At 66.9% G+C, this 25471-nt stretch carries 23 protein-coding genes; 11 read left to right on the forward strand and 12 right to left on the reverse strand.

The genetic code is table 11. The features are described from left to right. The first annotated feature begins 149 nt into the window (after window positions 1-149). Genes crcB (OG921_RS01520) through OG921_RS01530 form a run of 3 tightly spaced genes read left to right on the forward strand, consistent with a single transcriptional unit; the run spans window position 150 to window position 2004 of the window. Complete coding sequence (gene crcB / locus OG921_RS01520) at window positions 150-548, forward strand: fluoride efflux transporter CrcB (protein WP_266110568.1); 399 nt, start codon at window positions 150-152, stop codon at window positions 546-548. Further along, window positions 545-913, forward strand: coding sequence for a fluoride efflux transporter CrcB (crcB, locus tag OG921_RS01525; protein ID WP_266110569.1), 369 nt, complete (start codon window positions 545-547; stop codon window positions 911-913). Before crcB (OG921_RS01520) ends, crcB (OG921_RS01525) begins: the two co-directional genes overlap by 4 nt. Continuing rightward, a complete protein-coding gene (locus OG921_RS01530) occupies window positions 910-2004 on the forward strand; it encodes a DUF190 domain-containing protein (RefSeq protein ID WP_266110570.1) in 1095 nt (364 codons plus the stop codon). Before crcB (OG921_RS01525) ends, OG921_RS01530 begins: the two co-directional genes overlap by 4 nt. Before the next feature lie 42 nt (window positions 2005-2046). Here the strand turns inward: OG921_RS01530 and OG921_RS01535 are convergent, their stop codons facing one another. Continuing rightward, window positions 2047-3192 (reverse strand): thiolase family protein, encoded by a 1146-nt coding sequence (locus OG921_RS01535; RefSeq protein ID WP_266110571.1) that lies wholly within the window; start codon window positions 3190-3192, stop codon window positions 2047-2049. A gap of 154 nt (window positions 3193-3346) precedes the next feature. Here OG921_RS01535 and OG921_RS01540 point away from each other — a divergent pair, with 154 nt between their 5' ends. From OG921_RS01540 to OG921_RS01555, 4 genes are all read left to right on the forward strand, one after another. Then, a complete protein-coding gene (locus tag OG921_RS01540; RefSeq protein WP_266110572.1) occupies window positions 3347-4378 on the forward strand; it encodes a TIGR03617 family F420-dependent LLM class oxidoreductase in 1032 nt (343 codons plus the stop codon). Next, window positions 4378-5238: an alpha/beta fold hydrolase gene (locus OG921_RS01545; protein ID WP_266110573.1), complete on the forward strand. Its 861-nt coding sequence runs from the start codon at window positions 4378-4380 to the stop codon at window positions 5236-5238. The genes OG921_RS01540 and OG921_RS01545 overlap by 1 nt, the downstream gene beginning before the upstream one ends. 123 nt (window positions 5239-5361) lie before the next feature. Beyond that, a complete protein-coding gene (locus tag OG921_RS01550) occupies window positions 5362-7506 on the forward strand; it encodes an acyl-CoA dehydrogenase (RefSeq protein ID WP_266110574.1) in 2145 nt (714 codons plus the stop codon). Between the two features lie 16 nt (window positions 7507-7522). Next, a complete protein-coding gene (locus OG921_RS01555) occupies window positions 7523-8419 on the forward strand; it encodes an acyl-CoA thioesterase II (RefSeq protein WP_266110575.1) in 897 nt (298 codons plus the stop codon). 15 nt (window positions 8420-8434) lie between these two features. On the opposite strand, the gene OG921_RS01560 is transcribed toward OG921_RS01555, so the two are convergent. Further along, window positions 8435-9241, reverse strand: coding sequence for an enoyl-CoA hydratase (locus OG921_RS01560; protein ID WP_266110576.1), 807 nt, complete (start codon window positions 9239-9241; stop codon window positions 8435-8437). Between the two features lie 95 nt (window positions 9242-9336). Here OG921_RS01560 and OG921_RS01565 point away from each other — a divergent pair, with 95 nt between their 5' ends. After that, window positions 9337-10167, forward strand: a complete 831-nt coding sequence (locus OG921_RS01565; RefSeq protein WP_266110577.1) for an enoyl-CoA hydratase/isomerase family protein — start codon at window positions 9337-9339, stop codon at window positions 10165-10167. Window positions 10168-10199: 32 nt separating this feature from the next. Continuing rightward, the gene (locus OG921_RS01570; protein WP_266110578.1) at window positions 10200-10970 is read left to right on the forward strand and encodes an SDR family NAD(P)-dependent oxidoreductase; all 771 of its coding nucleotides are present in this window, start codon (window positions 10200-10202) and stop codon (window positions 10968-10970) included. Between the two features lie 933 nt (window positions 10971-11903). On the opposite strand, the gene OG921_RS01580 is transcribed toward OG921_RS01570, so the two are convergent. The 4 genes from OG921_RS01580 to OG921_RS01595 all read right to left on the reverse strand — a co-directional run bounded on the left by OG921_RS01580 (window position 11904) and on the right by OG921_RS01595 (window position 15308). Further along, complete coding sequence (locus tag OG921_RS01580) at window positions 11904-12203, reverse strand: putative quinol monooxygenase (RefSeq protein ID WP_266110579.1); 300 nt, start codon at window positions 12201-12203, stop codon at window positions 11904-11906. Window positions 12204-12434: 231 nt separating this feature from the next. Further along, complete coding sequence (gene lpdA, locus OG921_RS01585; protein WP_266110580.1) at window positions 12435-13835, reverse strand: dihydrolipoyl dehydrogenase; 1401 nt, start codon at window positions 13833-13835, stop codon at window positions 12435-12437. A 74-nt stretch (window positions 13836-13909) separates the two neighbouring features. Beyond that, window positions 13910-14131: a hypothetical protein gene (locus OG921_RS01590; protein ID WP_266110581.1), complete on the reverse strand. Its 222-nt coding sequence runs from the start codon at window positions 14129-14131 to the stop codon at window positions 13910-13912. Window positions 14132-14321: 190 nt separating this feature from the next. Beyond that, window positions 14322-15308 carry a dipeptidase gene (locus OG921_RS01595; RefSeq protein ID WP_266110582.1) on the reverse strand — a complete coding sequence of 329 codons (987 nt, stop codon included), beginning with the start codon at window positions 15306-15308 and terminating at the stop codon, window positions 14322-14324. A gap of 62 nt (window positions 15309-15370) precedes the next feature. On the opposite strand from OG921_RS01595, the gene OG921_RS01600 reads away from it, so the two are divergent. Beyond that, window positions 15371-17395: a prolyl oligopeptidase family protein gene (locus OG921_RS01600; RefSeq protein ID WP_266110583.1), complete on the forward strand. Its 2025-nt coding sequence runs from the start codon at window positions 15371-15373 to the stop codon at window positions 17393-17395. 113 nt (window positions 17396-17508) lie between these two features. Here OG921_RS01600 and OG921_RS01605 read toward each other — a convergent pair whose 3' ends face one another. From OG921_RS01605 to groL, 5 genes are all read right to left on the reverse strand, one after another. After that, entirely contained in the window at window positions 17509-18369 is an 861-nt protein-coding gene (locus OG921_RS01605) for an alpha/beta fold hydrolase (RefSeq protein ID WP_266110584.1), read from the reverse strand. Between the two features lie 129 nt (window positions 18370-18498). Further along, window positions 18499-19428, reverse strand: coding sequence for a polyphosphate kinase 2 (ppk2, locus tag OG921_RS01610; protein ID WP_266111024.1), 930 nt, complete (start codon window positions 19426-19428; stop codon window positions 18499-18501). Window positions 19429-19541: 113 nt separating this feature from the next. Continuing rightward, entirely contained in the window at window positions 19542-20177 is a 636-nt protein-coding gene (locus OG921_RS01615) for a TetR/AcrR family transcriptional regulator (RefSeq protein ID WP_266110585.1), read from the reverse strand. A gap of 210 nt (window positions 20178-20387) precedes the next feature. Further along, window positions 20388-20531, reverse strand: a complete 144-nt coding sequence (locus OG921_RS01620; RefSeq protein WP_266110586.1) for a hypothetical protein — start codon at window positions 20529-20531, stop codon at window positions 20388-20390. Window positions 20532-20819: 288 nt separating this feature from the next. Then, a complete protein-coding gene (groL, locus tag OG921_RS01625) occupies window positions 20820-22445 on the reverse strand; it encodes a chaperonin GroEL (RefSeq protein WP_266110587.1) in 1626 nt (541 codons plus the stop codon). 292 nt (window positions 22446-22737) lie between these two features. Between groL and OG921_RS01630 the strand changes: the two genes are divergently transcribed. Then, window positions 22738-23526, forward strand: coding sequence for an HAD-IIA family hydrolase (locus OG921_RS01630; protein ID WP_266110588.1), 789 nt, complete (start codon window positions 22738-22740; stop codon window positions 23524-23526). Window positions 23527-23801: 275 nt separating this feature from the next. Here OG921_RS01630 and OG921_RS01635 read toward each other — a convergent pair whose 3' ends face one another. Further along, entirely contained in the window at window positions 23802-25163 is a 1362-nt protein-coding gene (locus tag OG921_RS01635; RefSeq protein WP_266110589.1) for an Ig-like domain-containing protein, read from the reverse strand. Window positions 25164-25471: the final 308 nt, after the last annotated feature.

Consider the following 25471-nt stretch of genomic DNA (forward strand, 5'->3'; position numbering starts at 1 on the left):
CGGGTTCGGCTCACGGTACCGTCGGCTGCGTCGCCGTCGGTGACCCGGGTCACCCGCACGAGCCCGACGCCCGACACGCATGACCACGGCACAGCACCGACCGGAGGAGAGGCAATGGCGCGACGACCTTCCCCCGAACGCACCTAGCCGTGCTCGGTCACGACGGCCGCGAACTCGCGGCGATCTTCCTCGGCGGGGCACTTGGCGCGTTGGCCAGGGCCGGTCTCGGTGAGCTGATGAATTCCGATCCGGCGCGGTGGCCGTGGCCGACGTTCACGGTGAACATCGTCGGCGCGATCCTGCTCGGCTACTTCACCACACGATTGCTGGAGCGCCAGCCGTTGTCGAGCTACCGGCGGCCGTTCCTCGGCACTGGCCTGTGCGGTGGGCTCACCACCTTTTCCACGATGCAGGTCGAGACGGTGCGGATGCTGGAACACGAGCACTACCGGCTGGCGTTGAGCTACACCGTGGTGAGCATCGCGGCCGGTCTGGTTGCGGTCTATGTCGCCACCTCGGCCGTGCGGCGCGTTCGGGTACGCCGATGAGCACGGTTGTGGTGTGGTGCGGTGTCGGGGTGCTCGGCGGGATCGGGGCCATCCTGCGCTTCCTGGTCGACGGTGCGGTGTCCCGCAGAGCGGCCCGCGCCTTCCCGTTCGGGACCCTCACGGTCAACCTCAGCGGCTCGCTGGCGCTGGGGCTGATCGCGGGTCTGACGTTGAGCGCCAACGCCGCCCTGCTTGCGGGTACCGCCCTGGTCGGGGCGTACACGACGTTCTCTACCTGGATGCTGGAAACCGAACGGCTCGCCGAGGAGCGGCAGGTGTTCGCCGCGGTCGCCAACATCGTGGTGAGCGTGGTGTGCGGCCTCGCCGCTGCGGCGCTCGGACTGTGGCTCGGAGGCCTGTGGTGAACGACGACTGCCTGAAACTGACGTCCTACTTCGGCGAGCGGCAACGGACCGAGCGTGCGTTTCTCGCGGACGCCCTACTGGATCTGTACGGCCGCAACGAGATTGCCACCAGCGTGATGCTGCGCGGCATCGCCGGATTCGGCGTGCGGCAGCACCTGCGCACCGACGAACTGCTGTCGCTGTCGGAGGATCCGCCCGTTGTGGTGGCCGCCGTCGACACCAGGGCGAAGATCGAACGCGTCGTCGGCGACGCCGTTGCCATGACCGCGCGCGGTGTGCTCACCCTCGAACGCGCCCGCCTGGCCGGCGACGATCTCGTCGCGACCGCACTGTCGGACGAATTGCGACTGGCGGACGAACTGCACGAGGCGGCCAAACTCACGGTCTATCTCGGTCGCCAGGAACGGGTGTCGGGGGTACCGGCCTACGTCGCGGTATGCGATCTGCTTTATCACCGGGGGTTGGCCGGCGCGTCGGTATTCCTCGGGGTGGACGGCACCGCCCACGGCCAACGGCAACGCGCGCGCTTCTTCGGCCGCAACGTCGAGGTGCCGATGATGCTCATCGCGGTGGGAACCGGGGATCGGATGGCACCCGTGCTCACCGAGTTGGGCGACCTGCTGCGCCGACCACTGGTTACCCTGGAACGAATCCGGGTGTGCAAACGCGACGGGGAACTGCTGGCGCGACCGCACACGCTGCCCGCGGCCGACGAGCACGGCCGGCCGCTGTGGCAGAAGCTGATGGTGTACACCTCCGAGGACACTCGACACCGCGGTGTGCCGATCCACCGTGCTCTGATTCGGCAACTGCGCCAGTCGAATACGGCCCGCGGGGCGACTGTGCTGCGCGGTGTGTGGGGCTTTCGCGGTGACACCGAACCGCACGGTGACAAGCTGTTTCAACTCGGCAGGCACGTCCCGGTCACCACGATCATCGTGGACACCCCCGCGAATATTGCGCGCAATTTCGACATCGTGGACGAGGTGACCACCAAACACGGCCTGGTCACGAGCGAGATGGTTCCCGCCCTCGTCGCGCCCGACGACGACGGGAACCGGGCGGTTCGCCTGGCGCGGTATCGATACTGATACCGCGCCAGGAAAACGGGCTACCGCGGTGGCGAATCGCTTCTACTTCACCAATTCGAGAATGGTGGCGTTGGCCTGCCCACCGCCTTCGCACATGGTCTGCAGGCCGTAGCGAATGTCGTTGCGGCGCATGTGGAAAATCATGTCGGTGAGGATGCGGGCACCCGAGCCGCCGAGCGGGTGGCCGAGCGCGATTGCGCCGCCGTTCGGGTTGAGCAGCGCCTCGTCTGCGCCGATCTCCTTCTGCCACGCCATCGGCACCGGCGCGAACGCCTCGTTGACCTCGAAGACGCCGATGTCGGACACCGCGAGGCCCGACTTCGCCAGCGCCTTCTCGGTGGCCGGGATAGGCGCGCTGAGCATCATCACCGGGTCCGCGCCGGCGACGACGGCGGTGTGCACACGAGCGATAGCGGTGAGATTGTGCTTCGCGGCGAACTCGTCGCTGACGATCAGCAGCGCGGCGGCACCGTCGGAGATCTGCGAGGCGTTACCCGCGTGGATGACGCCGTCCTCCTTGAAGACGGTCTTCAGCCCGGCGAGCTTCTCCACCGTGGTGCCGCGCCGGATGCCCTCGTCCTTGCCGATCACGTCGCCATCGGGGTTGGTGACCGCGACGATTTGCGCGTCGAACAGGCCGGCGTCCTGCGCCGCCGCCGCACGCTCGTGCGAGCGGGCCGCGAAAGCGTCCACCTCGGCACGCGAAATCGCCCACTTCTCGGCCATCATCTCGGCGCCGACGCCCTGGTTCGGACGCGCGTTGTACCGCTCGGTGAATTTCGGGCTGATCGGGCTGCCACCGACGGCGGCGCTGGTGCCGATCGGGATCCGCGACATCGACTCACAGCCACCGGCGATCACCGCCTCGTAATGCCCGGCGAGCACGCTCGCGACCGCGAAGTTCAGCGCCTGCTGCGACGAGCCACACTGCCGGTCCACGGTCACGCCGGGCACGGACTCGGGCCATCCCGCGGCGAGGACGGCGTTTCGAGCGAGGTCGTTGGTCTGTTCGCCGACCTGGCTGACAACGCCCCAGATGACGTCGTCGATCAGCTCGGGCGCCACACCTGCCCGGCTGACCAGCTCGTTCAGCACGAGAGCCGACAGGTCTGCCGGATGGATACCGGAGAGCCCGCCGTTCTTCTTGCCGACCGGGGTCCGCACTGCCTCGACGATCACTGCACCCATTACTTGCTCCTTCATCGCCCCGTGTCCGGGATCACTTTGCATGCCGCGGGGACGGCTGCGCTACATTTCTAGGGATAGCTTAACGAGCGCTAGCTATTGGCGCTCGACCGGGGTAGCGAACTCGCGGCGCCTACGCAGCAGGCTGGAGATGAACATGAAGGTCGATCTACCCCTCGGCGCCCGCGGCGGCGGGCTCACCGGCGTCGACGAACTCGCCCGCAAAGCGGAGGCCATCGGCGTCGACGGGGTCGCGTTCAGTGAGACGACCTGCGACCCGATGCTGCACCTGACCGTCGCTGCCGGGGCAACCAACCGGGTCGACTTGCTGAGCAACATCGTGGTGGCGTTCGCGCGCTCGCCGATGACGCTGGCCGTGCAGGCGACCGCGCTCCAGGAGTACAGCGGCGGTCGGCTGCACCTCGGCCTCGGCAGCCAGATCAAGCCGCATATCGAGCGCCGGTTCTCGATGCCCTGGAGCGCACCCGCCGACCGGATGGCGGAGTTCGTCTCGGCGATGCGCGCGATCTGGCACAGCTGGGCCAGCGGCGACAGGCTCGATTTCCGCGGCGATTTCTACACCCACACCCTGATGACGCCGATGTTCGTCCCGACGTGCGAACGGCCCGCGCCCAAAGTGATGCTTGCCGCGGTCGGCACGAAGATGACGGAAACGGCAGGCCGGGTGGCGGACGGTCTGCTGCTGCACCCGTTCACCACCGACCACTATCTGCGCGAGGTCACGGTGCCCGCACTGCACCGCGGCCGCGCGGCCGACGGCGCGCCCAGCGACGCACCCGAGATCGTCGCCGCCACGTTCGTCGTCACGGGACGGACCGAGGAGGAGTTCGCCACGTCCAAGGCCGCGGTGCGCAGACAGATCGCGTTTTACGGTTCGACGCCCGCGTATCACCCGGTGTTGGAGCAGCACGGACTCGGCGACCTCGGCCCCGAACTCAATGCGCTGTCCAAGAGCGACCGCGAGCACAAGTGGGCGGAGATGGGCGAGTTGATCGACGACGACCTGCTCGCTCTGTTTGCGGCGGTCGGTACCCCAAGGGAGGCGGCGGCCGAGATCGCGACGCGGATGGGCGATGTCGCGACCCGGTACATGCTCAACTCGGTCGGCGTAGCGTCGGCGAAACTACGCGCCGAGGTCATCGGCGCGGTACAGGAGGCGACGCGCTGATGACTCCGGAGTGGTTCACAACTGCCCTCGCCGCGCCGACGAAATCGCGATTCGTCGAATCGGCAGGCGCCAACGTGCACTACCGCATCTGGGGTGCCGAGCACACCGGGCCGGGCGTGCTGCTGGTGCACGGCAACACAGCGAACACGCACTGGTGGGACCATATCGCCCCGGCCCTGGCCACCGACCGACGCGTGGTCGCCATCGATTTGACCGGGTTCGGCGACAGCGGCCGCCGCGAGAAATACTCGTTCGACCTGTGGGCCGACGACATTCGAACCGTGCTCGACGCCGCGCTCCCGCCCGGCTCGGTGATCGTGGCGCACAGCATGGGCGGTAAGCCGTCGTATCTGGCGGCAACCCGGGATGCCAAGCTCGGCGGCCTGGTCCTGCTGGATTCCAACATCGCGCGCAAGCCCGACCCGGACCGTGCCGCAGTGCTCGTCAACCGCGCCGACACCGGTCCGCGGATCTACCCCGAGCGCGAGGATGCCGTGCGCGCCTACCGGTTGTTCCGACCGGACGACAGCAGCACCGAGATCCCCGCTTACGTCACCGAGCACATCGCACGCAGTTCGGTACGTCGAGTCGCCGATGGCTGGAGCTGGAAGTTCGACTATGCGGTCTACCGTTCCATCCTCGATCCGCCCGCACCGTTGCGTCCGATGGACTTCCCGGTCGCGGTGGTCCGGGCCGGGCACCACTCGGTGATCGACGACGATTGCCACGACAAACTGCTGCGCGGGTTCGGCCCGAGCGTGGTGGCGGCCGACCTGCCCAACGCCGGACATCATGCGATGCTCGACGATCCGCAGGCCGTGATCGACCTTCTGCTGCAGTTGCTTTCGGCCTGGCGCTGAGCCGCCACAGCGACAGGGATCGCGAGACTTCGCCGACGTTGGGTTTGCCAAATCTCTTCCCGTATGGCCGCGAGTGCGCGAAGCTGGCATTTGCCGAGCAGACCCGCTTCGAGGAGTTGTTGTATGTCCCTTGCGCTGACCGAAGACCACCGCGCCCTCGCGGAGGTGGCCCGATCGCTGCTTACCGACCAGAAGGCCCAGCAGCTGGCTCGCGCGGTCCTCGATGACCACGGCACCGACATCGGTCCGCTCTGGCGGGAACTGGCAAAACTGGGCTGGCTCGGCTTGCACCTGCCCGAGGAGTTCGGCGGAGACGACGCCGGGATTGCCGAGCTCGCCATCATCGGCGAGGAACTCGGCCGCGCTGTGGTGCCGGTGCCGTTCCTCCCGACCGTCGTGTCCTCCGCCCTGCTCGCCGCGGCCGGCGACGACGCGGACAAGCGGCGCCTGCTGCCCGGCCTCGCGGACGGTTCGCAGCTCGGCGGGCTCGGCCTCGGCGGCACACTCGAGCAAGCCCCGGATGGCACGGCGAGTGGCGACGCCGGTTATGTGGTCGGCGGGGCGATCGCGACGTTGCTCGCGCTGCGCGCCGGGGACGACGTGATCCTGGTCGATGCGGCCGCCACCGGGGTGAACGTCGCAGCCAAGAAGAAGGCCGTCGACCCGACCCAGCACATCGCCGCCGTCACGCTGGATGGCGTCACGCCCGTGGCAGTGCTGCCCGGTACGGCAGCGCGGGCGCGGCGGCTGGCGCAGGTGCTCGGCGCCGCCGAGGCCGCCGGCGGTGCACACGCGAGCCTCGAGATGGCCGTCGAATACGCCAAGGTGCGCAAGCAGTTCGGCCGCATCATCGGATCGTTCCAGGCGATCAAGCATCACTGCGCGAACATGCTCGTCGCCGCCGAACTGGCCGTCGCAACGGCCTGGGACGCGGCCCGTGCGGGCGTGGACGACGAGCAGGGCGCGCTCGCCACTGACATCGCCGCAGCCACCGCGTTCGACGCTTTCGCCCGCAACGCCGAGCTCAACATCCAGATCCACGGCGGCATCGGCTTCACCTGGGAGCACGATTGTCACCTGTTCCTGCGGCGGGCCGCGAGCCTGCGCGGTCTGCTGTCGGACTCCGAGCACGCGCGCGACGACCTGCTCGCACTGTCCATTGCGGGTGTGCGGCGCAAGACTGCCGTCGACCTGCCCCCGGAGGCAGAGACGTACCGCACTCAGGGCGCGAAGTTCGTCGAGCGCTTCCTCGACACCCCCGAGGAACAGCGGCGTGCCCTGCTCGTCGACGAGGGCTACCTCGTGCCGCATTGGAACGAGCCGTTCGGGCGGGGCGCCTCGCCCGTCGAACAGCTTGTGCTGGAACAGGAATTCAAGTCCATCGACGTGCCACAACTCGGCATCGGCGGCTGGGTGATGCTCACCATCTCCCAGCACGCCACCCCGGAACAGATCGAGCGCTGGATCAGGCCCGGGCTGCTCGGCGAACTCGTGTTCTGCCAGCTGTTCAGCGAGCCCGGTGCCGGGTCGGACGCGGCGGCGGTGTCGACGCGCGGGGTGAAGGTCGACGGCGGCTGGCGAGTGTCCGGGCAGAAGGTGTGGACGAGCGACGCGCACTTCTCCACGCACGGTCTGGCCACCATCCGCACCAACCGCGATGCACCCAAGCACCTGGGCATCACCACGATGGTGATCGACCTGCACGCGCCGGGCGTCACCGTGCGGCCACTGCGCCAGATCAGCGGCGACTCGAACTTCAACGAGATCTTCTTCGACGACGTCTTCATCCCCGACGAGGACGTGGTCGGCGCGATCGACGCAGGCTGGACGGTGGCGCGGGCAACGCTGGGCAATGAGCGCATCTCCATCGGCAACGCGCCGACCCGGTTGAGCGCGTTCCTCCTCATCGACAAGCTCGCCGATACCCCGTCGGACCGCTCGGTGAACCGAGAGCTCGCCGACCTGATCGCGACCGAGCAGGCGATGAAGGCACTCAATCTGCGCCAGGTGCAGCGCGCGCTGTCCGGCTCGGGACCGGGCCCGGAAGGCAACGTCACCAAGCTGGTGTCCTCGGAGCACATGCAGCACACCGCCGAGCTGTGGCTGCGGATAGACGGCGAGAAGGCTGTCGGCGGCGACGACCCGTCTGGTCCGTACATGTACCTGGCCAGCCGCGCGATCACGATCGCCGGCGGCACGTCGGAGATCAACCGCAACGTGATCGCGGAGCGGCTGCTCGGGCTGCCGCGGGAGGACGTCAAGAACTGACGCCTAAGGTGGTCGAATGGTCGAAGCCGCCGCAGAAGTTCCGGATCGCATCGAGGGCGGACGCCCGCCGCTCGACCGGATCCTGGACCTCGTGCCGCTCGACGACGACGTCTTCGAGGGCCGCTCCTATACCGACGCGGAGCGCCTCTACGGCGGCCAGGCAATCGCCCAGGCCATCATCGCCGCCGGTCGCACCGTCGATGCAGACCGCCACCCGCACTCGGTGCACGCAAATTTCCTGCACCCCGGCAACACGACTACGCCGGTCGTCTACCGCGTCGACCGGGTCCGCGACGGGCGCAGCTTCACCACCCGCAATGTCGCTGCCGAGCAGAACGGCAAGACGATCTTCGAACTGGCGGCCTCGTTCCAGGTCGCCGAGGACGGCCTGTCCCATCAGCCCGAGCCGCCGACCGTGGCCGCGCCGGAGGACCTGCCGGACTTGCTGGCGAACGTGACCGACGAGCAGAAGGCGCGCCTCGAGTGGTTGCGCAATTACGAGCGCCATATCGCGATCGATTTCCGCATCCCGGGCGAGGACTACCCACGCCTGGTGAGCCGGAGCAGCGAACCCCGCGAGCCATATCAAGTCGCCTGGGTGCGTGCCGCACAGCGACTATCCGACGACCCGCTGGTTCATGCCGGCGCATGGGGCTACATCTCGGACATGTTCCTGATCTCCACCGCCCTGCTCCCGCACGCGGTTCCCATGGACGCCAACCGAACTCAGGTCGCCAGCCTCGACCATGCGATTTGGTTCCACGCTCCGTTTCGAGCGGACGAGTGGCACCTCTACGAGCAGGAGGGCATCTGGACCGGCGGTGGCCGCGGCCTGTCCCGCGGCAGCCTCTACAGCCGGGACGGCCGCCTCGTCGCGACCACCATGCAAGAAGGACTTTTGCGCGTCCGCTGAGCCATTCGCTCGGTCTTATTGCCCCGCAACGGTATTCTGCGCGCGACCGCGATCGATGACCGCTTCGCGCCGCTGCGCGACCGACTCCGGCGTGAACTGTGCCAACCACGCCTCCGAGACCGTAGCTTCGGATGCGAGAGCCGGAACCTCGACGTGCTCCCCGGCGCTGCGATATGACCCGAGCAGCGTGCGCACGGCGCGGGTGTCGTTGCCGGAGATGGTGTTTGCCACCGCGAGTGCCGTCTCCAGCAGCACCTCGTGCGGCACGACCTGGGTCACCAGCCCGGCACGTAATGCGTCCCCGGCCGGCACAAAATCACCCGAGAGGCTCATCCGAAGCGCGAACCCGCGTCCGACTGCCGCCGGCAACCGGACCGTCAGTCCCCAGCCGGGCAGCACCCCGACCCGTGCATGCGTGTCGGCGAACCGCGCCCGGTCGGACGCGATCAGGAAGTCGCAGGCCAATGCGAGTTCGAGGCCGCCGGTGATGGCCGCACCGTTGACCGCGCCGATCACCGGCTTGCTCAGCGGACGCCACGGATGCCCCACCGGAATTCCCTCCACCGCAACACGGTTCGCGTTGTCGTCGCGGCTGCCGAGCTCGCGCAGATCGACACCCGCACAGAAGGCCGGATCGGTGCCGGTAAGTACCACGACGTCCACCTGCTCGTCGGCATCGGCGGCCGCGAGTTCGCGGCGCAGTGTCTCGATCAGGTCGATATTGAGCGCGTTGCGCGACTTCGGGCGGTTCAGTGTCAGAATCCGAACTCGGCCCCGTTGCTCGGTCAACAGGATCGCGTCGACCTGCTCCGGGTTCGGCATGAGTACTCCTCGTAAGTGCGGCGAACGTGACGTGGCACACTGCACCCTACAGAGCTAGCGTTCGCTCAGGAAGCGTGCGTGGAGAGGACTGCGCAATGGGCACCGAGGGGCAGACAGCGACCGGAGCGCCGGTCATCGTCGAACGGCCGCGACCGGGCGTCGTCCTCCTGCGGATGAACCGGCCGGACCAGCTCAACGCGATGAACCACGACCTGGTCGACGCCCTGCACACCGAGCTCGATCGGCTCGGGAACGACCTCGAGACCCGCGTCGTCGTCCTGACCGGCGCCGGACGCGGCTTCTGCTCGGGCCTCGACCTCGGCGGATACGGCCAGATCCCGGGCGCCGAACAGCTGGGCACAACTCAGCAGTCGTACCTGCTGCAGAGCCGCATCGCCCTGCTCGTGCAGAAGATCCGCCGGCTCCCGCAGGTGTTCGTCGCGGCCGTGAACGGACCTGCCGCCGGTGGTGGGCTCGCGCTGGTCTGCGCATGCGATGTCCGGCTGGCCGCGAGCGAGGCGATCTTCGCCGTCTCGTTCATCCGAATCGGCGTGTCCGGCTGCGACATCGGCGTCTCGTGGCTACTCCCCCGTCTCGTCGGCGCGGGCCGTGCTCACGAATTGATGCTCACCGCACGACGTTTCGGCGCCGACGAGGCGCTGCGCATCGGCCTACTCGCCGACGCCGTGCCCGGTAGCGAACTGCGTGCTCGCGTCGATGCCACGATCGACGACCTACTGACCGCCCCGCCGATGTCCTTGTCGCTCACCAAGCGCGGTATGTGGCTTGCGCTCGAAACCCCCGGCTTCGACACCTCCGTCGAGTTGGAGAATCGGCAGCAGTCGCTCACCTTCGGCACCGCCGATCAACAAGAGGCGATGGCGGCCTACATCGAGCGCCGCGCACCCGAATACCACAACCGCTGACACCCGCTCCCCCGAAAGATCTGGAGACGATCATGTCCCACGCCAGCCCCGTCGCCGTCGTGTCCGGGGCGGGCCGCGGAATCGGCCGCGGCATCGCCCTTCGCCTGGCCGCCGACGGATACGAGATCGTCGGCACGTTCAACCGCGACGAGGCGTCTGCCGAGCAAGCCGCGAAGGCCGTCGCCGACCTGGGCCGCGAATGCCGGATGGTCCGCTCCGACGCGGCCGACCCCGATGCTGCGGCGGCACTGGCCCAGGCTGTGCTCGACGAGTTCGGTCGAGTGGACGCGCTGGTGCTCAACGCCGGCATCGCGAGCCGCGGCCGCACAGTCGCCGACACGGACCCCGCCGAGATCCAGAAGGTGCTTTCGGTGCACGCGCTCGGGGCGTTCTACCTGTGCTCCAACTTCGCTCCGGCAATCCGCAACAGCGAGCGCGGTGCGATCGTGCTGATCTCGAGCACCACCGCGGCCCGGCCGAGCCCCGGCGGGGCGCCGTACATGATGGGCAAGGTCGCGCTCGAAGCGCTCGGCCGCACGCTGGCGTTGGAGGAGCAGCCGCACGGCACGCGGGTCAATATCGTCGCGCCGGGCCTGGTCGCCACCGATATGGGTGACCGGCTGGCACGGGCAATAACCGGCGCAGCGGACGCGGCGACGCTGGACGCCGAGATGCCGTTCGGGCGGGTCACCCGTCCGGAGGACGTGGCGGAATTGGTGGCGTTCCTGATCTCCGATCGGGCGGCGCTCATTACCGGCCAGCGTATCGAGGTGCACGCCGGACGGCCCAGCATCACGCACTGAGCGTTGGGCAGAATATTGTTCCCGCGACTGGCCGGAACGAGCCCATCAAGAGCTGACAAATGAACGTCAACCGAACGACAAGTGTATTCGATATCTGTGGTCCGCCCAGTTTTCCGACCAACATAGTTCGGCCGGAAGACATTTCACGTTGGTAAATTTCACGTCCGGAAATATCCCGAAAAAAAAGGTTGAATATCGTAAATCACGAATCAATCTCGATTCAATTGAATTTCGCCAAAGGAGATACTGCCGTTCAACGATTGGGTCGACCTCTTTCGAGCACCTTCAAGCCGACCCTTCAGGAGCTGAGATATGAACCTCAAGCTAATTGCAAGTGGGCTCGCCGTTAGTGGCGGGGTCGCGGCGGCCACGATGTTCGGTGGCAATCAAGCCTCGGCTGTGACGTACTACGGGTGCATAGTGCCCGTCACCGGCGGCCTCCTCCTGGTCGGCACCACTCCACCGATATGCACTCTGGGCTCGATACCTATCCAGTGGAACGAAGAGGGCCCGCCCGGACCGACCGGCCCGACCGGCCCGGCAGGACCGACCGGCCAGGCGGGACCATCCGGCGCGCCAGGGGCAAAGGGCGATACGGGTCCGGCAGGGCCGACCGGCCAGGCGGGACCCACCGGCCCGGCAGGACCGACCGGCGCGCCAGGGGCAAAGGGCGATACGGGCCCGGCAGGACCGACCGGCCCGGAAGGCCCCCAGGGGCCTCCCGGGGAGTTCGGCTTGGGCTCCAGCGGCAGTAGCGGCTCGTCAGGATCCTGACGCGGCAGCCGACGCAGCGGCGTGAATCTGCGCCGCGCTCGTCGAGCACGGCGCAGATTCACAATTCCCGAGTTGGAACCTATTGCCCCGCAACGGTACTGCGCACGGTGACGATCGATAGCCGCGGCACGGGCGGCTGAGCATCTCGCACGGAAGCGGCTAGACGTCCGGGTCGAGCGTGTAGCTGGTCAGCCCGGGCGCACCCGCGAGCAGCGGACCGAGCTCGGATATCGCGCCCTCCGGAGTCGCCCGCCAAGCCCGATAGGCCTTGTCGGCATCGAGGGACTCCCACTTCTCGACAACCACCCAGTGGCTCTCGTCGGTGTTGTCGACCAGCACGTCGACGCCGAGGCAGCCATCGAACGCCCGGGTATCGGCGAGCACCTTCGACATGACTTCCTTTGCCTTGTCGAGGGATTCGGGCTTCAACTTGAGATCGAGAAACGCCGTGAGGGCCATGCGAGTGTGCTCCTTGATTCGAACTTGACTGGTCGATCCAAGCTAGCCGCGGACCGCCCGTCAGGTCACTACTTGACCCGACGGGCCGGGCACGGTATGGGAATCCCCGCCACCCGCCCCGTATTGCCCACCCCGCATTGCCCCGCCCGCATCGACTGAACGGACCGTTCATGCGATCAGATCGACTGAACGGTTCCGTTCAGTCGGCCGGCGGAGGTGCGAAGGTGCGGATCAGAAGTTGATCATGTGGCCCGCGAGGCCGTGGATCGCTTCCTGCAGCGCCTCGGACAGCGTCGGATGGGTGTGCACGTTGCGGGCCAGCTCGTTGACCGTCAGGTCCCACTTCTGCGCCAGCGTCAGCTCCGGCAGCAGCTCGGAAACGTCCGGGCCGATCAGGTGCCCGCCGAGCAACTCCCCGTACTTCGTGTCCGCGACAAGCTTGACGAAACCCGTCGCGTCACCCAGGCCGTGCGCCTTGCCGTTCGCGGTGAACGGGAAGGTGGCGACCTTTACGTCGTAGCCCTCGTCGCGGGCCTGCGCCTCGGTGAGCCCAAAGCTGGCGACCTGCGGCTGACAGAACGTCGCGCGCGGCATCATCCGGTAGTCGTCGATCGGCAGCGTCTCCGCGCCGCCGATGGTTTCCGCGGCGACCACGCCCTGCGCCTCGGCGACGTGTGCGAGCTGCAGTTTTCCGGTGACGTCGCCGATCGCGAAGATATTCGGCACGTTGGTACGCATGACGTTGTCGATGACGATCGCGCCGCGTTCGGTTTCGACACCGGTGTTATCGAGGCCGAAGCCCTCGACCCGCGGCGCGAAGCCGACGGCCTGCAGCACCTTGTCGACCGTGACGGTCTCGGTGTTTCCGCTCTTGTTGTCCTTGATCGTGACGGTGACCTTGGAGCCGTCGTCGTCGATCGACTGCACCGCTGCGCCCGTCGAGATGGTGATCCCGAGCTTCTTGTAGGCCTTGGTGATCTCCTTGGACACGTCGGCGTCCTCATTGGGCAGCGCGCGGTCGAGGAACTCGACGATCCGCACGTCCACGCCGTAGTTGCGCAGGACGTAGGCGAATTCCATACCGATCGCGCCCGCACCGACGACGAGGATCGAACCGGGCAGGTCCCGGGTCATGATCTGCTCTTCGTAGGTGACCACGTTGTCCGACAGCGAGGTGCCGGGCAGCAGCTTGGTGGTGGTGCCGGTGGCGATGATCGCGTTGTCGAAGGTGATCGTCTCCGAGCCGCCGTCGGATTTCTCCACGGCGAGCGTGTTCGCGTCGGTGAACGAGCCGTGCCCGTCGTACTCGGTGATCTTGTTCTTCTTCATCAGGAAGTGGACGCCCTTGACGCGCCCCTCCGCGACCTTGCGGCTGCGGTCGAACGCCGCGCCGAAGTCGAACTTCGCCTCACCCGAGATCCCGAAAAGCTTCGCATCCTTGGTGAAGATGTGCGCGAGCTCCGCGTTCCGCAACAGTGCCTTCGACGGGATGCAGCCGACGTTGAGGCACACCCCTCCCCAGTACTGCTTTTCCACGATTGCGGTGCTCAGCCCGAGCTGCGCCGCGCGGATAGCAGCGACGTAACCACCGGGACCGGCACCGAGTACAACGACGTCATAGTGTGAGGTCACGGTTTCCCAGGGTAGTCCCGCCCCGATCCCGTGTCGCCGAATGGCTCATAGACCGCGCTACGGTGTGCGCCGCATCACGCGACGTGCTCGCGCACCCCTCGGCCCAGCAGGTCGTCGGCATGCGCGCGCGCGGAGACGGCCAGGCGCAGCTCCATCTCGGCATCCCGGTCGCCACACCCGGCGAGGTACTCGTGCAGCCGCGACTTCGCGAGGTACCAACGGGCGACTCGTTCGGGCGGATCGCCCGGCTGCGGTCGAGCGAATGCCAGCTCGGTCATCTCCTCCACGACGTTCATGGCCGTCTTCTTTCCTCTGCACCGCGTACCCACAGTTTCGCAGTGCGCACCGACAGAAACGGTCGCGACACTCCAGCGCTCGCACGTGCCGGCAAGTCCCGCGAGACCAGAATCCGCGGTCCAGCCGCACGGGGCACGAGTAGCGCGACACCCCAACCGGCGAACGCGCCAGGTGCAGGTAGCGAAATACCTACGCGGTCCACACCTGCCGGGCCGCGCGGTCGAAGTTGCCGTGCGCCACCGCGGCGATCGCGGCGTCATCGAAGCCGCGTTCGGCCAACACATCCCACACCCGCAGCGTGTCTTCGGGCGGAACCCACTGCAACGGGCCGAACATGGTGTATGCCGCCGAAAATGCGCCGGGGTTCTGTTGCATCTCGTGGTTGAAGTCGACGTGATCGAACGAGTAGTCCGATCCGATGCCGACATGGTCGATTCCCACCAGGTCGATTCCGTATTCGACGTGGTCCGCCATCGCGGCGAGGCGGCCGGCTCCGTCGTGCGGGTCGTTGCGGCCGAGAAAGATCCCGACGCCGTTGATCCCGATGACTCCACCGGTGTCCGCGCACGCCCGGGCCTGGTCGTCGGTGATGTTGCGCGGGTGCGACCAGAGCCCGGCGAAGTTGGAGTGGCTGTAGATCATCGGCCGTTGCGTCGTCGCGGCGAGATCGAGGCCGGTGCGCACCGAACAGTGTGAACCGTCGACGAATACGCCGACCGCGTTGAGTTCGCGCACGAGATCACGCCCGTACGCGGTCAGGCCGGTGTCGTCGGCGTCCAGACACCCGCAGCCCGCCGCGTTGACGTGGTTGTAGGTGGGTAGCAGGGACCGCACGCCGAGTGCGTGGAAATGTTCGACATTGGCGAGATCGCCGTCGAGTGGACCGGAGTCCTCGAGATCGAACGCGAGCGCAATCCGCTCGTCCGCGCGCGCGACGGCAAGGTCGTCGCGCCCGGTGACGAGGCGAAATCGACTGTCAGCCGAGGCGTTCCAGCGGAAATACTCCGCGAGTCGGGTCGAGTCCGCCTTCGACTGTGGCGAGTACCCGATATTGATCGACAGATAGGATCCGGCAGGGTAGCGGGCGAGTTCGCTGATATCGGCACGACAATGGAGCGGCAGGCAGCAATGCTGCTCCCAGAGCCACCGCGACGGGGACGGCCGAAGACCGGACACCCGCGCAGATTACCGCCGCGATCCCACCGACGCGGGACCTCGCGGTTAGGTAAGAATGAGCCATGACCGACGAGGATCCATATCTCTGGCTCGAAGCAGTCACCGACGACCGCTCCCTGGACTGGGCTCGCGAGCGCAACGACGTCGTCCGGGAGCAGTTCGCCTCGTCGGAGCGCTTCCTCGGATTGCGTGACCGCATCCTCGCCATGCTCGACACCGACGAACGAGTTCCCTACCCGGGCCGTCGCGGAGAGTGGCTCTACAACTACTGGCGCGACGGTGACCATCCGAAGGGGCTGTGGCGGCGCACCACGTTCGTCGAATACTGCAAGGACGACCCCGAGTGGGACGTGCTCATCGACGTCGACGCGCTCTCAGCGGCCGAGGACGAGAACTGGGTATGGGCGGGCTCATCCGTGCGCCGGCCGGCCCAGGACCGTGCATTGATCAGCCTGTCCCGCGGCGGGGCGGACGCCAGCGTGGTGCGCGAATTCGACATGCGCACGCGTACCTTCCTCGACCCCGCCGACGGCGGTTTCGCACTGCCGGAAGCGAAGTCGAGCATCAGCTGGATCGACCTCGACACCGTCTATGTCGGAACCGATTTCGGGCCGGGCACGCTGACCGAGTCCGGCTATCCGCGGATCGGCAAGCGCTGGCGCCGCGGCACCCCGCTCGACTCGGCCGAGACGGTGTTCGAGGGGAAAGTCACCGATGTTTCCGCCGGCGCCGGTTACGACCGCACGCCCGGCTACGAGCGGCACTACGTCTACCGCCATCCCGAATTCTTCACCAACGAGACCTATCTGCTCGCACCCGACGGCACGACGACTCATATCGACATTCCGGCCGATGCGTCCGAGTCCTGGTACAAGGATTGGTTGCTGGTGCGGCTCAAATCGGATTGGACAGTTGGCGCCGCGACTTACCCCGCGGGTGCACTGCTGGCCACCAACTTCGACGACTTCCTTCGCGGCGCACGCGAATTCGAGGTGGTCTTCGAGCCGGATGCGCACACCTCGCTGAACGGTTACGGCTGGACCGAGAACTACCTACTGCTCGCGACCCTTGCCGACGTGCAGACCCAGCTGTACGTGTGCACACCCGGTCCAAACGGGTGGCAGCGCGAGCCGTTCGCCCAAACTCCGCCGATGGCCACGACCGGCGTGCTCAATCTCGACCCGCTCGACGGCGGCGACGACTACATGATGACGACGAGTAGCTTCACCACGCCGCCAACACTTCTCAGTGGCACCATCGGGGAACCGGCGACGCCGCTGAAGGCCGAGCAGAGCTACTTCGACGCGGACGGTCTGACCACCGAACAGTTCTTCGCCACCTCGCTCGACGGAACCGCAGTGCCGTACTTCGTCGTTCGCCGCCCCGGCGCGAGCGGGCCCACGGTGCTGTCCGGCTACGGCGGTTTCGAACTGTCCCGGACCCCCGGCTACAACGGAGCGGCCGGGATGGGCTGGCTGGAACGTGGGGGCATCACCGTCACCGCCAACATTCGTGGCGGTGGCGAATACGGGCCAGCGTGGCATACCCAAGCGCAGAAGGCCGGGCGGCACAAGGTTTACGAGGACTTCGCTGCTGTCGCAACCGATCTCGTCGCCCGCGGAATCACCACTGCGGAACAGCTCGGTGCGGTGGGCGGCAGCAACGGCGGACTGCTGATGGGAGTCATGCTCACCGAATACCCGCAGTTGTTCGGTGCGCTCGTCTGTCAAGTGCCGCTGCTGGACATGAAGCGCTACCACCTGCTGCTCGCGGGCGCGTCCTGGGTGGCGGAGTACGGCAACCCGGACGACCCGGCGGAGTGGGAGTTCATCGCCAAGCATTCGCCGTACCAGAATGCCCGCGCCGATGTGCAGTACCCGCCGATCCTGCTCACCACCTCCACCCGCGACGACCGGGTGCATCCGGGGCATGCGCGCAAGATGACCGCGCGGCTCGAGGAGCAGGGGCACCGGGTCTGGTACTACGAAAACATCGAGGGCGGGCACGGCGGTGCGGCGGACAATGCCCAGGCCGCGTTCCAGGCCGCGCTGGTGTACGAGTTCCTGTGGACCATGCTGACCCGCTGACACCCCGCCGCCGATGCCTGGAAGGGCCGCCCGACGGATCGACTGAACGGTACATTCATGCGATCAGATCGACTGAACGGTTCCGTTCAGTCGAAACAAAAAGGGGTGTGCGGTCAACGGTCGTGCAGCCACTGCTCGATCCGGTCGACGGTTGTTTTCGGCGCACGGATCCAGCCGTTGTGCCCCAACCGTTCCGGCTGCAGCCAGCTCGTGATCGGCGCGGCCGGGAGTTTGTCGGCGAGATGCTTTGCCGACGACGCGGGGGCGACCTCGTCGCCGTCGATGGATATCGACAGCACCGGTAGCTTCAGCCTGCCGATGCGCTCCTCGTAGTCGATGTCCGCGCCCTCGGGGTCGAAGCGTCCGGTGCGGGCCAGCCGCGACCAGTCCGAGATCAGCACCCGCGACTGCCGTCCGAACCCACCGAAGTCGAGGCGGTCGCCCGGCCAGAACCCGGCGACGTTCGCGGTCAACGACATTGCGGCCGAGCCGACCAGGATGCCGGGCGATCGCGCACCGCGGAAGCCCCGGTAGTACGGCGTGCCCGACGCGATGAGGATCAGGCCGCCGAGCCGTCCCCGGATCCGCGCCGCGTAGCAGACGCCGAGCTGCCCACCCATGCTGTGCCCCAACAGATATGGAGTGCTATCGGGAAACCGATCGCGCACCACCGAGAAGATCGCGGGGAAATCCACCGAGACGAGTTCGTGGTAGCCGTACCGGCTCATCGCGCTCGGCCGCGGACGGCTGTCCCCCTGTCCACGCAGTTCGCCGATCGCGGCGTCGAATCCGCGCGCGGCCAGCTCGGCGGCGAACAGGTCGTAATACCCGCCCGGAATGCCGAGACCCGGCACGATGACCACCACCGGTCGCGGCGCGTCGGGCGTCGGGCGGTGTACGTGCGCGGGGTCGGCGGGAACCAACCGAACCGGGATCGTCGTGCCGTCGGGCATCTGGATGGGAACCGTCTCCACCCGCAGAACCCTATTCGCTACCCGGCTGACCTATCGGGCGCTACGCAGGCTACGCGCCAGGCCTATCGGGCGCTCCGCAGGCTACGCGCCAGGCCTATCGGGCGCTCCGCAGGCTACGCGCTGGGAAAGCTACTCACCGATCACGTCACGGGCCCGCCCGACGATCCGCGGATCGGGCTTGCCGACGAGCTCGTGGTCCTTGTTCTCGTAGTCGAACAGGCTGAGCACATGCCGCATCGCGTTGACCCTGGCGCGCTTCTTGTCGTTGCTCTTCACGACGGTCCAGGGCGCGAAATCGGTGTCGGTGTGGCGGAAGTTCGCCTCCTTTGCGGCGGTGTACTCCTCCCACTTGTCCAGCGACTCGAGGTCCATCGGTGAGAGCTTCCACTGCCGCACCGGGTCGACCATGCGGATGGCGAAGCGCGTGCGCTGTTCGAGCGGCGACACCGAGAACCACAGCTTGACCAGGTCGATGCCCTCCTCGACGAGCATCTGCTCGAACAGCGGGGTCTGGCGCAGGAACCGGTGGTACTGCTCATCGGTGCAGAAGCCCATCACCCGCTCGACTCCGGCGCGGTTGTACCAGGAGCGGTCGAAGAGCACGATCTCGCCGGCGGTGGGCAGGTGCAAGACGTAGCGCTGGAAATACCACTGCCCGGATTCGCGCTCGGACGGCTTCTCCAGGGCGACCACCTGTGCGCCGCGCGGATTCAGGTGCTCCATGAAGCGCTTGATGGTGCCGCCCTTGCCCGCGGCGTCGCGGCCCTCGAACGCAATCACCAACCGACGACCGCTGGCCTTGATCCACTTCTGCAGCTTGAGCAGCTCGATCTGCAGCAGCCGCTTTTCGCGGTCGTAGTCGGACCGGCTCATCCGCTCGTCGTAGGGATACTGCTCGCGCCAGGTATCGACCACCTGGTTGCCTGGCGACGTGACCAGCACGGGATCGTCGTCGTCGTTGTCATCGACCTGAAACCCCGCGAGTTCGGCAAGGTCGACAGCTGTTTTCAGGTCGGCAATCGAGCTGAGGTCGATCCGGTGACCGTTCGCCTCGATCATCCGGACCACATCGCTATCTCGTAGTTCGCTCATCGCCTTCGAAAATATCGGTTGCAGGCCGCCGACAGGTGTCCCTGCGGTGAACGCAACGAATTTGGGACGATTCGGGGGCTTCAGGCGACAATCGCGCCGAGGAGCATCCGGCGCAGCACCCGCACGACGTCGTCGAGCGGCCGGCGCGGTTCGGCGACGCTCCAGTCGTAGACGACGTAGTTGACCGCACCCATCAGGGCGCTGACCCGGATGTCGAGATCACCCGCGGGGATGCCCCCGCCCTTTGCCGCGCGGCGGACGATCGTGTCGAGCAGCGCCGACCACTCACGGCGCTGCTGCGTCCGCTTTTCCTCCACCCGGGTACTGGCGCCGACCACCTCGACGAGCGATACCCGCGCCTTGCGCGGGTCACCGCCGATGGAGTCGATGTAGGCCCTCGTCGCCGAGTCGACGTAGGCGACCGGATCGGCGCTGAGACTGGTGGCCACGAGGGCCGCGGCCACCGAGTTGCGCGCGGTCTGCTCGATGTCGATATACAGCTCGATCAGCAAGGCCTCGCGGCCGGTGAATTCCTCGTAGAACTGCCGCGAAGACAAGCCGGCGTCGCGGCAAATGGCGCCGACGGAACTGTTCGCGTACCCGTCGCGCGCGAACACGGTGAGCCCGGACTCGAGAAATCGTGAGCGCCGCTCGCGCTGACGATCCTCAACCGGCTGTCCGGCGTAGGTCCGCCCGACAGAGACTTCCTGTGTCATTAGTCCCGAGAATACAGAACGGCCCGGTTCGCATACCGCAAACCGGGCCTTCCGAGGGCGTGTGCCGAGCTACGCCTCGCTGCTGAGGCTGTCGATGAGCGTCTGAATGAACGTGAACAGCGGGACGTCGCCGCTGCTGAACTCGAACGAACCAGAGGGCAGCATGTAGAGCCCGGCCTGCATGCAGGCCGGGCTCTGGGTAACGAGTTGCTAGGGGGCGGGCGGCGGGGTGGTGCCGGTGCCCGTCAGAGATCCAAAGATCCCGTTGATGAGCGCCACGAGGTTCGGTCCGATGTCGATGATGCCGGACGAGAGGTTGCTGGTGTCCTGCTTGAAGGATGATGTATTGCGCACGTGGTTCTCCTGCGTTCCCCGATGACGCGTCGTGCGCGACATCGCCGAATCGGCCGACTGAATTGCCGACCTTTCAGTTAATTCGCAAATGAGATATTTCCGTTACCGGAATGACACAGGAACATCAACCAAAGTTGACGCGAACGACAGCAAAAATCACTATGGAATTGGACACATGACCGGAAAAGAGTAATGCAGGTCATGAGACGGCAACAGCCCGGTCCCACCGAAGTGGAACCGGGCTGCTGGTGAACCGGGTTTGGACCGAAAAGCCCAGTTGGCTCGGACTTAGAAGTCCATGCCACCCATGCCGCCGGTCGGATCGCCCGCGGGCGCTCCGGCCTTCTCCGGCTTGTCGGCGACGACGGCCTCGGTGGTGAGGAACAGAGCCGCAATGGACGCCGCGTTCTGCAGCGCCGAGCGGGTGACCTTCACCGGGTCGGCGATACCGGCCGCGAGCAGATCCTCGTACTCGTTGGTCGCGGCGTTGAGGCCGTGACCGCTGGGCAGTCCGCGCACCTTCTCGGCTGCAACACCGGGCTCGAGGCCCGCGTTGAAGGCGATCTGCTTGAGCGGAGCCTCGAGCGCGACGCGGACGATGTTCGCACCGGTCGCCTCGTCACCCTCGAGCTTGAGATCCTCGAGCGCGGGAGCGGACTGCAGCAGAGCCACGCCACCACCGGCGACGATGCCCTCTTCGACGGCAGCCTTGGCGTTGCGCACGGCATCTTCGATGCGGTGCTTGCGCTCCTTGAGCTCGACCTCGGTGGCAGCTCCGGCCTTGATCACCGCAACACCGCCGGCCAGCTTGGCCAGGCGCTCCTGCAGCTTCTCGCGGTCGTAGTCGGAGTCGCTGTTCTCGATCTCGCTCCGGATCTGCGCGACGCGCCCGGCGATGGCGTCGGAATCGCCCGCGCCCTCGACGATGGTGGTCTCGTCCTTGGTGACGACGACCTTGCGCGCCTGGCCGAGCAGCTCGAGGCCTGCGGTCTCCAGCGAGAGGCCAACCTCTTCGCTGACGACCTCGCCACCGGTGAGGATGGCGATATCGGCGAGCTGCGCCTTGCGACGGTCACCGAAGCCCGGGGCCTTGACGGCGACGGACTTGAAGGTGCCACGGATCTTGTTGACGACCAGCGTCGACAGGGCCTCGCCCTCGACGTCCTCGGCGATGATCGCCAGCGGCTTGCCGGACTGGATGACCTTCTCCAGCAGCGGCAGCAGGTCCTTGACGGTGCTGATCTTCGAGCTCACCAGCAGGATGTAGGCATCCTCGAGCACGGCTTCCTGGCGCTCCGCATCGGTCGCGAAGTAACCCGAGATGTAGCCCTTGTCGAAGCGCATGCCCTCGGTGAGCTCGAGCTGCAGGCCGAAGGTGTTGGACTCCTCGACCGTGATGACGCCTTCCTTGCCGACCTTGTCCATGGCCTCGGCGATGAGCTCGCCGATGGACGGGTCGCCGGCCGAGATACCGGCGGTGGCAGCGATCTGCTCCTTGGTCTCGACCTCCTTGGCGGTCTCGAGCAAGCGCGCGGTGACGGCCTCGACGGCCTTCTCGATGCCGCGCTTCAGGCCGAGCGGGTTCGCGCCGGCCGCAACGTTGCGCAGACCCTCACGAACGAGCGCCTGGGCGAGCACGGTGGCGGTGGTGGTGCCGTCGCCAGCGACGTCGTCGGTCTTCTTGGCGACCTCCTTGACGAGCTCGGCGCCGATCTTCTCGTAGGGATCCTCGAGCTCGATCTCCTTGGCGATGGAGACACCGTCGTTGGTGATCGTGGGGGCGCCCCACTTCTTCTCCAGCACGACGTTGCGACCCTTGGGGCCCAACGTCACCTTTACTGCGTCGGCGAGGCTGTTCAGGCCACGCTCGAGGCCGCGACGGGCCTCTTCGTCGAACGCGATGATCTTGGCCATTACGAAGTGATCCTCCGGATATGGGGGGTGACACACAGGACAACCGCTTGTCGGGTTGCCCCATCAACGCTGGGCCAGGACTCGGTGCCCGCGACGGACGACCGGGGTGTCATTGTTCCGGTCTCACCGTCCCGACCTGGCACTCACAGTTCGCGAGTGCCAAGTGCCTTTTTAGCACTCGGACCAGGGGAGTGCAAGGTTGGCATGGGCCGGTGCCCCGCTTCCCATGCACCGCTCCGGCGCCGCAACTGTGCAGTCGGCGGGTCGGCTCGACCTGGATTATCGTCGGTAGATGCACACACTGGGTGGCGTGCTCTTCGATATCGACGGGGTACTGGTCACGTCCTGGGAGCCGATCGCGGGAGCGCGCGAGACGATCGAGGCGCTCGACGACAATTCGATCGCCCGCACCTTCCTGACCAACACCACCTCGAAGTCACGCAAGCAGATCGCCGAGGCACTGTCCGAGGCGGGCATGGCGGCGAACGCAGACGAGGTGCTGACCGCAGCCGCGCTCACCGGTGAGTACGTGCGCGAGCACCATCCGGGCGCGCGCTGCTACCTGCTCAACAGCGGCAACGTGCGCGACGACATGCCCGGAATCGAGTTCGTCGACGACGATCCGGAGGTGGTCGTGCTCGGTGGTGCGGGCGAGGAGTTCGGCCACCGCGAGCTGTCCGCGGTCTACGAATGGATGTCGCAGGGTGTGCCGGTGGTGGCGATGCACCGGAGCATGACCTGGTCGACCCGCGAGGGGCTGCGCATCGATACCGGGATCTACCTCACCGGGATGGAGGAATCCTCCGGTCACAAGGCAACTGCGGTCGGCAAACCCGCGCCCGCCGGGTTCCTCGCAGCCGCCAACCGGATGGGCGTCGACCCCGATGATGTCGTGATGGTCGGCGACGACCTGCACAACGACGTCCTGGCCGCGCAGGTCGTCGGCATGACCGGCGTGCTGGTCAAAACCGGCAAGTTCCGGCCCGACACCCTGCGCCGCTGGGCGCGCGACGAGTTCGCCATGCAGCCCGACCACGTCATCGACACCGTCGCCGACCTGCCGAAGGTGCTCGGGATCTGATGTGTAAGGGATTTTGTCAAGCGGGCAGGGTGAGGCGCCGCCGGCGAGGCGGCGACCTCACACCGGATCCCGGCCGTGGTCAAGGCCTGCGTGCACATCCAGTCCAACGCTCGCACGCTCGGTAAACACCGGGGCCTTCCACAAATGTCGGATAGTCCGAGCAGGCGGCCCCTGCCCGGTAACCCAACGAATGTTGTGAGCGAGGCCCCGGCCCGCAACCGCTCCCCAGTAAGCAGTCACGTCATACGCTCTAGTCCCCGAGATCGGGGGTTCGGTTAGGAAGAACCGTAGGTGGGCGGAGTCCCGGACGACGTGACGGTGACCACCTTGGCTTCCGAGGTCGAACCGAAGTATCCGGACGTGCTGCCGCTGTACTTCGCAGTGACGCTGTGTGGGCCCCCTGTCAAGTTGTAATAAGTGATGCTCGCACGACCGTTGGTCACTGGAACGGCAGCACCGATAGCGTCCGTGCCGTCGAAGAACTGCACGGTGCCACCGTTACCGTTCGGTGCCGGATTCACGACGACGGACAATGTCACGCCCTCCGCCGGCCTCACGGTCTCCGGTGCGGTCAGCGTGGTGGTCGTGACCACATAACTCGATAATGGGACCGTCACCGCGATCCTTGCTGCCGGTGCCGACGAGGCGACGAACCCGGGAGCACCACTGAACTTCGCGGTGATCGAGTGCGAACCCGCGGTGGCGAACGCCTGGCTCAGCGTCGCCGTGCCGCCGGTGACGTCAACCGGTGCGCCGAGCGGCTTAGCGCCGTCGAAGAACTGCACGGTGCCGCCGGTGGGTGCGGGCGAGACCGTCGCGGTCAGGTTCACCGACGCGCCGGTGTCCGCCGTCGCCGGCACCGAGAGCGTGGTCGTGGTGGCAACATCAAGCGGCGCCGAGACCGTTACCGCAACCGTTGCTGCCGGTGCGGACGAGGCGACGAACCCGGGAGCACCACTGAAGCTCGCGGTGATCGAGTGCGAACCCGCGGTGGCGAACGCCTGGCTCAGCGTCGCCGTGCCGCCGATGGCGTCAATCGGTGCGCCGAGCGGGGTAGCGCCGTCGAAGAACTGCACGGTGCCGCCGGTGGGTGCGGGCGAGACCGTCGCGGTCAGGTTCACCGACGCGCCGGTGTCCGCCGTCGCCGGCACCGAGAGCGTGGTCGTGGTGGCAACATCAACCGGCGCCGGATCCGACACCTCGACGTTTGCTGCCGGTGCCGCCGAGGCGACGAACCCGGGAGCACCACTGAAACTCGCGGTGATCGAGTGCGAACCCGCGGTGGCGAACGCCTGGCTCAGCGTCGCCGTGCCGCCGATGGCGTCAACCGGTGCGCCGATCGGGGTACCGCCGTCGAAGAACTGCACGGTGCCGCCGTCCGGGGCCGGGCTGACCGTCGCCACCAGATCCACCGGCGCACCGTTCGTCGCCGTTGCCGGCGCCGTCAGGGTGGTCGTGGTGTCGGCATCCGGGATGGTGCCCTGGACCGTCCGTAGGAGCGTCCACTGGCCGGCGGTTGTCGACTGGCTTACGGGCGCAGCCCACGCCGCCCCCACGCCGAAGGATGCGGCGAAACCCGCTGTCACCGCTACCGTGCTCGCGCCGGCCAATAGCCGACGCAGCTTCTTGTTCTGCACTCTTTCGAACCTCCGTCTGGAACGCCCCGACCAGAAGCGGTGCGCTGTGCTCAGTTCTGATTTCCCGACATCGGCGACAATCCGCCTACCGGTCGGCCGACTGAATGGCCTACCTTGCACAGACTTCGCCCGACGTAACCTTTTCGTTACCACAAATAGCGCAGAAAGAAATCGGCAAAGTTGCTGTAGATAGCAGGAATTAGGACGCTGTCGTTGTGCAGACCGTCCCATCCAGATGCCCGACGGAACGACCGTCCCGGTGCGCCTCGTTCATCGATGCCGGATCCGACGTTGGGCGAGCGACGGCG

The organism is Aldersonia sp. NBC_00410, assembly GCF_026342035.1.
GTDB lineage: Bacteria > Actinomycetota > Actinomycetes > Mycobacteriales > Mycobacteriaceae > Aldersonia.

What these genes read in the sequence shown, in the direction of transcription:
- crcB (WP_266110569.1), top strand. Translation starts at nt 545, where the DNA reads ATGAGCACGGTTGTGGTGTGGTGCGGTGTCGGGGTGCTCGGCGGGATC.
- OG921_RS01535 (WP_266110571.1), bottom strand. Translation starts at nt 3,192, where the DNA reads ATGGGTGCAGTGATCGTCGAGGCAGTGCGGACCCCGGTCGGCAAGAAG.
- OG921_RS01540 (WP_266110572.1), top strand. Translation starts at nt 3,347, where the DNA reads ATGAAGGTCGATCTACCCCTCGGCGCCCGCGGCGGCGGGCTCACCGGC.
- OG921_RS01545 (WP_266110573.1), top strand. Translation starts at nt 4,378, where the DNA reads ATGACTCCGGAGTGGTTCACAACTGCCCTCGCCGCGCCGACGAAATCG.
- OG921_RS01550 (WP_266110574.1), top strand. Translation starts at nt 5,362, where the DNA reads ATGTCCCTTGCGCTGACCGAAGACCACCGCGCCCTCGCGGAGGTGGCC.
- OG921_RS01555 (WP_266110575.1), top strand. Translation starts at nt 7,523, where the DNA reads ATGGTCGAAGCCGCCGCAGAAGTTCCGGATCGCATCGAGGGCGGACGC.
- OG921_RS01560 (WP_266110576.1), bottom strand. Translation starts at nt 9,241, where the DNA reads ATGCCGAACCCGGAGCAGGTCGACGCGATCCTGTTGACCGAGCAACGG.
- OG921_RS01565 (WP_266110577.1), top strand. Translation starts at nt 9,337, where the DNA reads ATGGGCACCGAGGGGCAGACAGCGACCGGAGCGCCGGTCATCGTCGAA.
- OG921_RS01570 (WP_266110578.1), top strand. Translation starts at nt 10,200, where the DNA reads ATGTCCCACGCCAGCCCCGTCGCCGTCGTGTCCGGGGCGGGCCGCGGA.
- OG921_RS01580 (WP_266110579.1), bottom strand. Translation starts at nt 12,203, where the DNA reads ATGGCCCTCACGGCGTTTCTCGATCTCAAGTTGAAGCCCGAATCCCTC.
- OG921_RS01590 (WP_266110581.1), bottom strand. Translation starts at nt 14,131, where the DNA reads ATGAACGTCGTGGAGGAGATGACCGAGCTGGCATTCGCTCGACCGCAG.
- OG921_RS01600 (WP_266110583.1), top strand. Translation starts at nt 15,371, where the DNA reads ATGACCGACGAGGATCCATATCTCTGGCTCGAAGCAGTCACCGACGAC.
- ppk2 (WP_266111024.1), bottom strand. Translation starts at nt 19,428, where the DNA reads ATGATCGAGGCGAACGGTCACCGGATCGACCTCAGCTCGATTGCCGAC.
- OG921_RS01615 (WP_266110585.1), bottom strand. Translation starts at nt 20,177, where the DNA reads ATGACACAGGAAGTCTCTGTCGGGCGGACCTACGCCGGACAGCCGGTT.
- groL (WP_266110587.1), bottom strand. Translation starts at nt 22,445, where the DNA reads ATGGCCAAGATCATCGCGTTCGACGAAGAGGCCCGTCGCGGCCTCGAG.
- OG921_RS01630 (WP_266110588.1), top strand. Translation starts at nt 22,738, where the DNA reads ATGCACACACTGGGTGGCGTGCTCTTCGATATCGACGGGGTACTGGTC.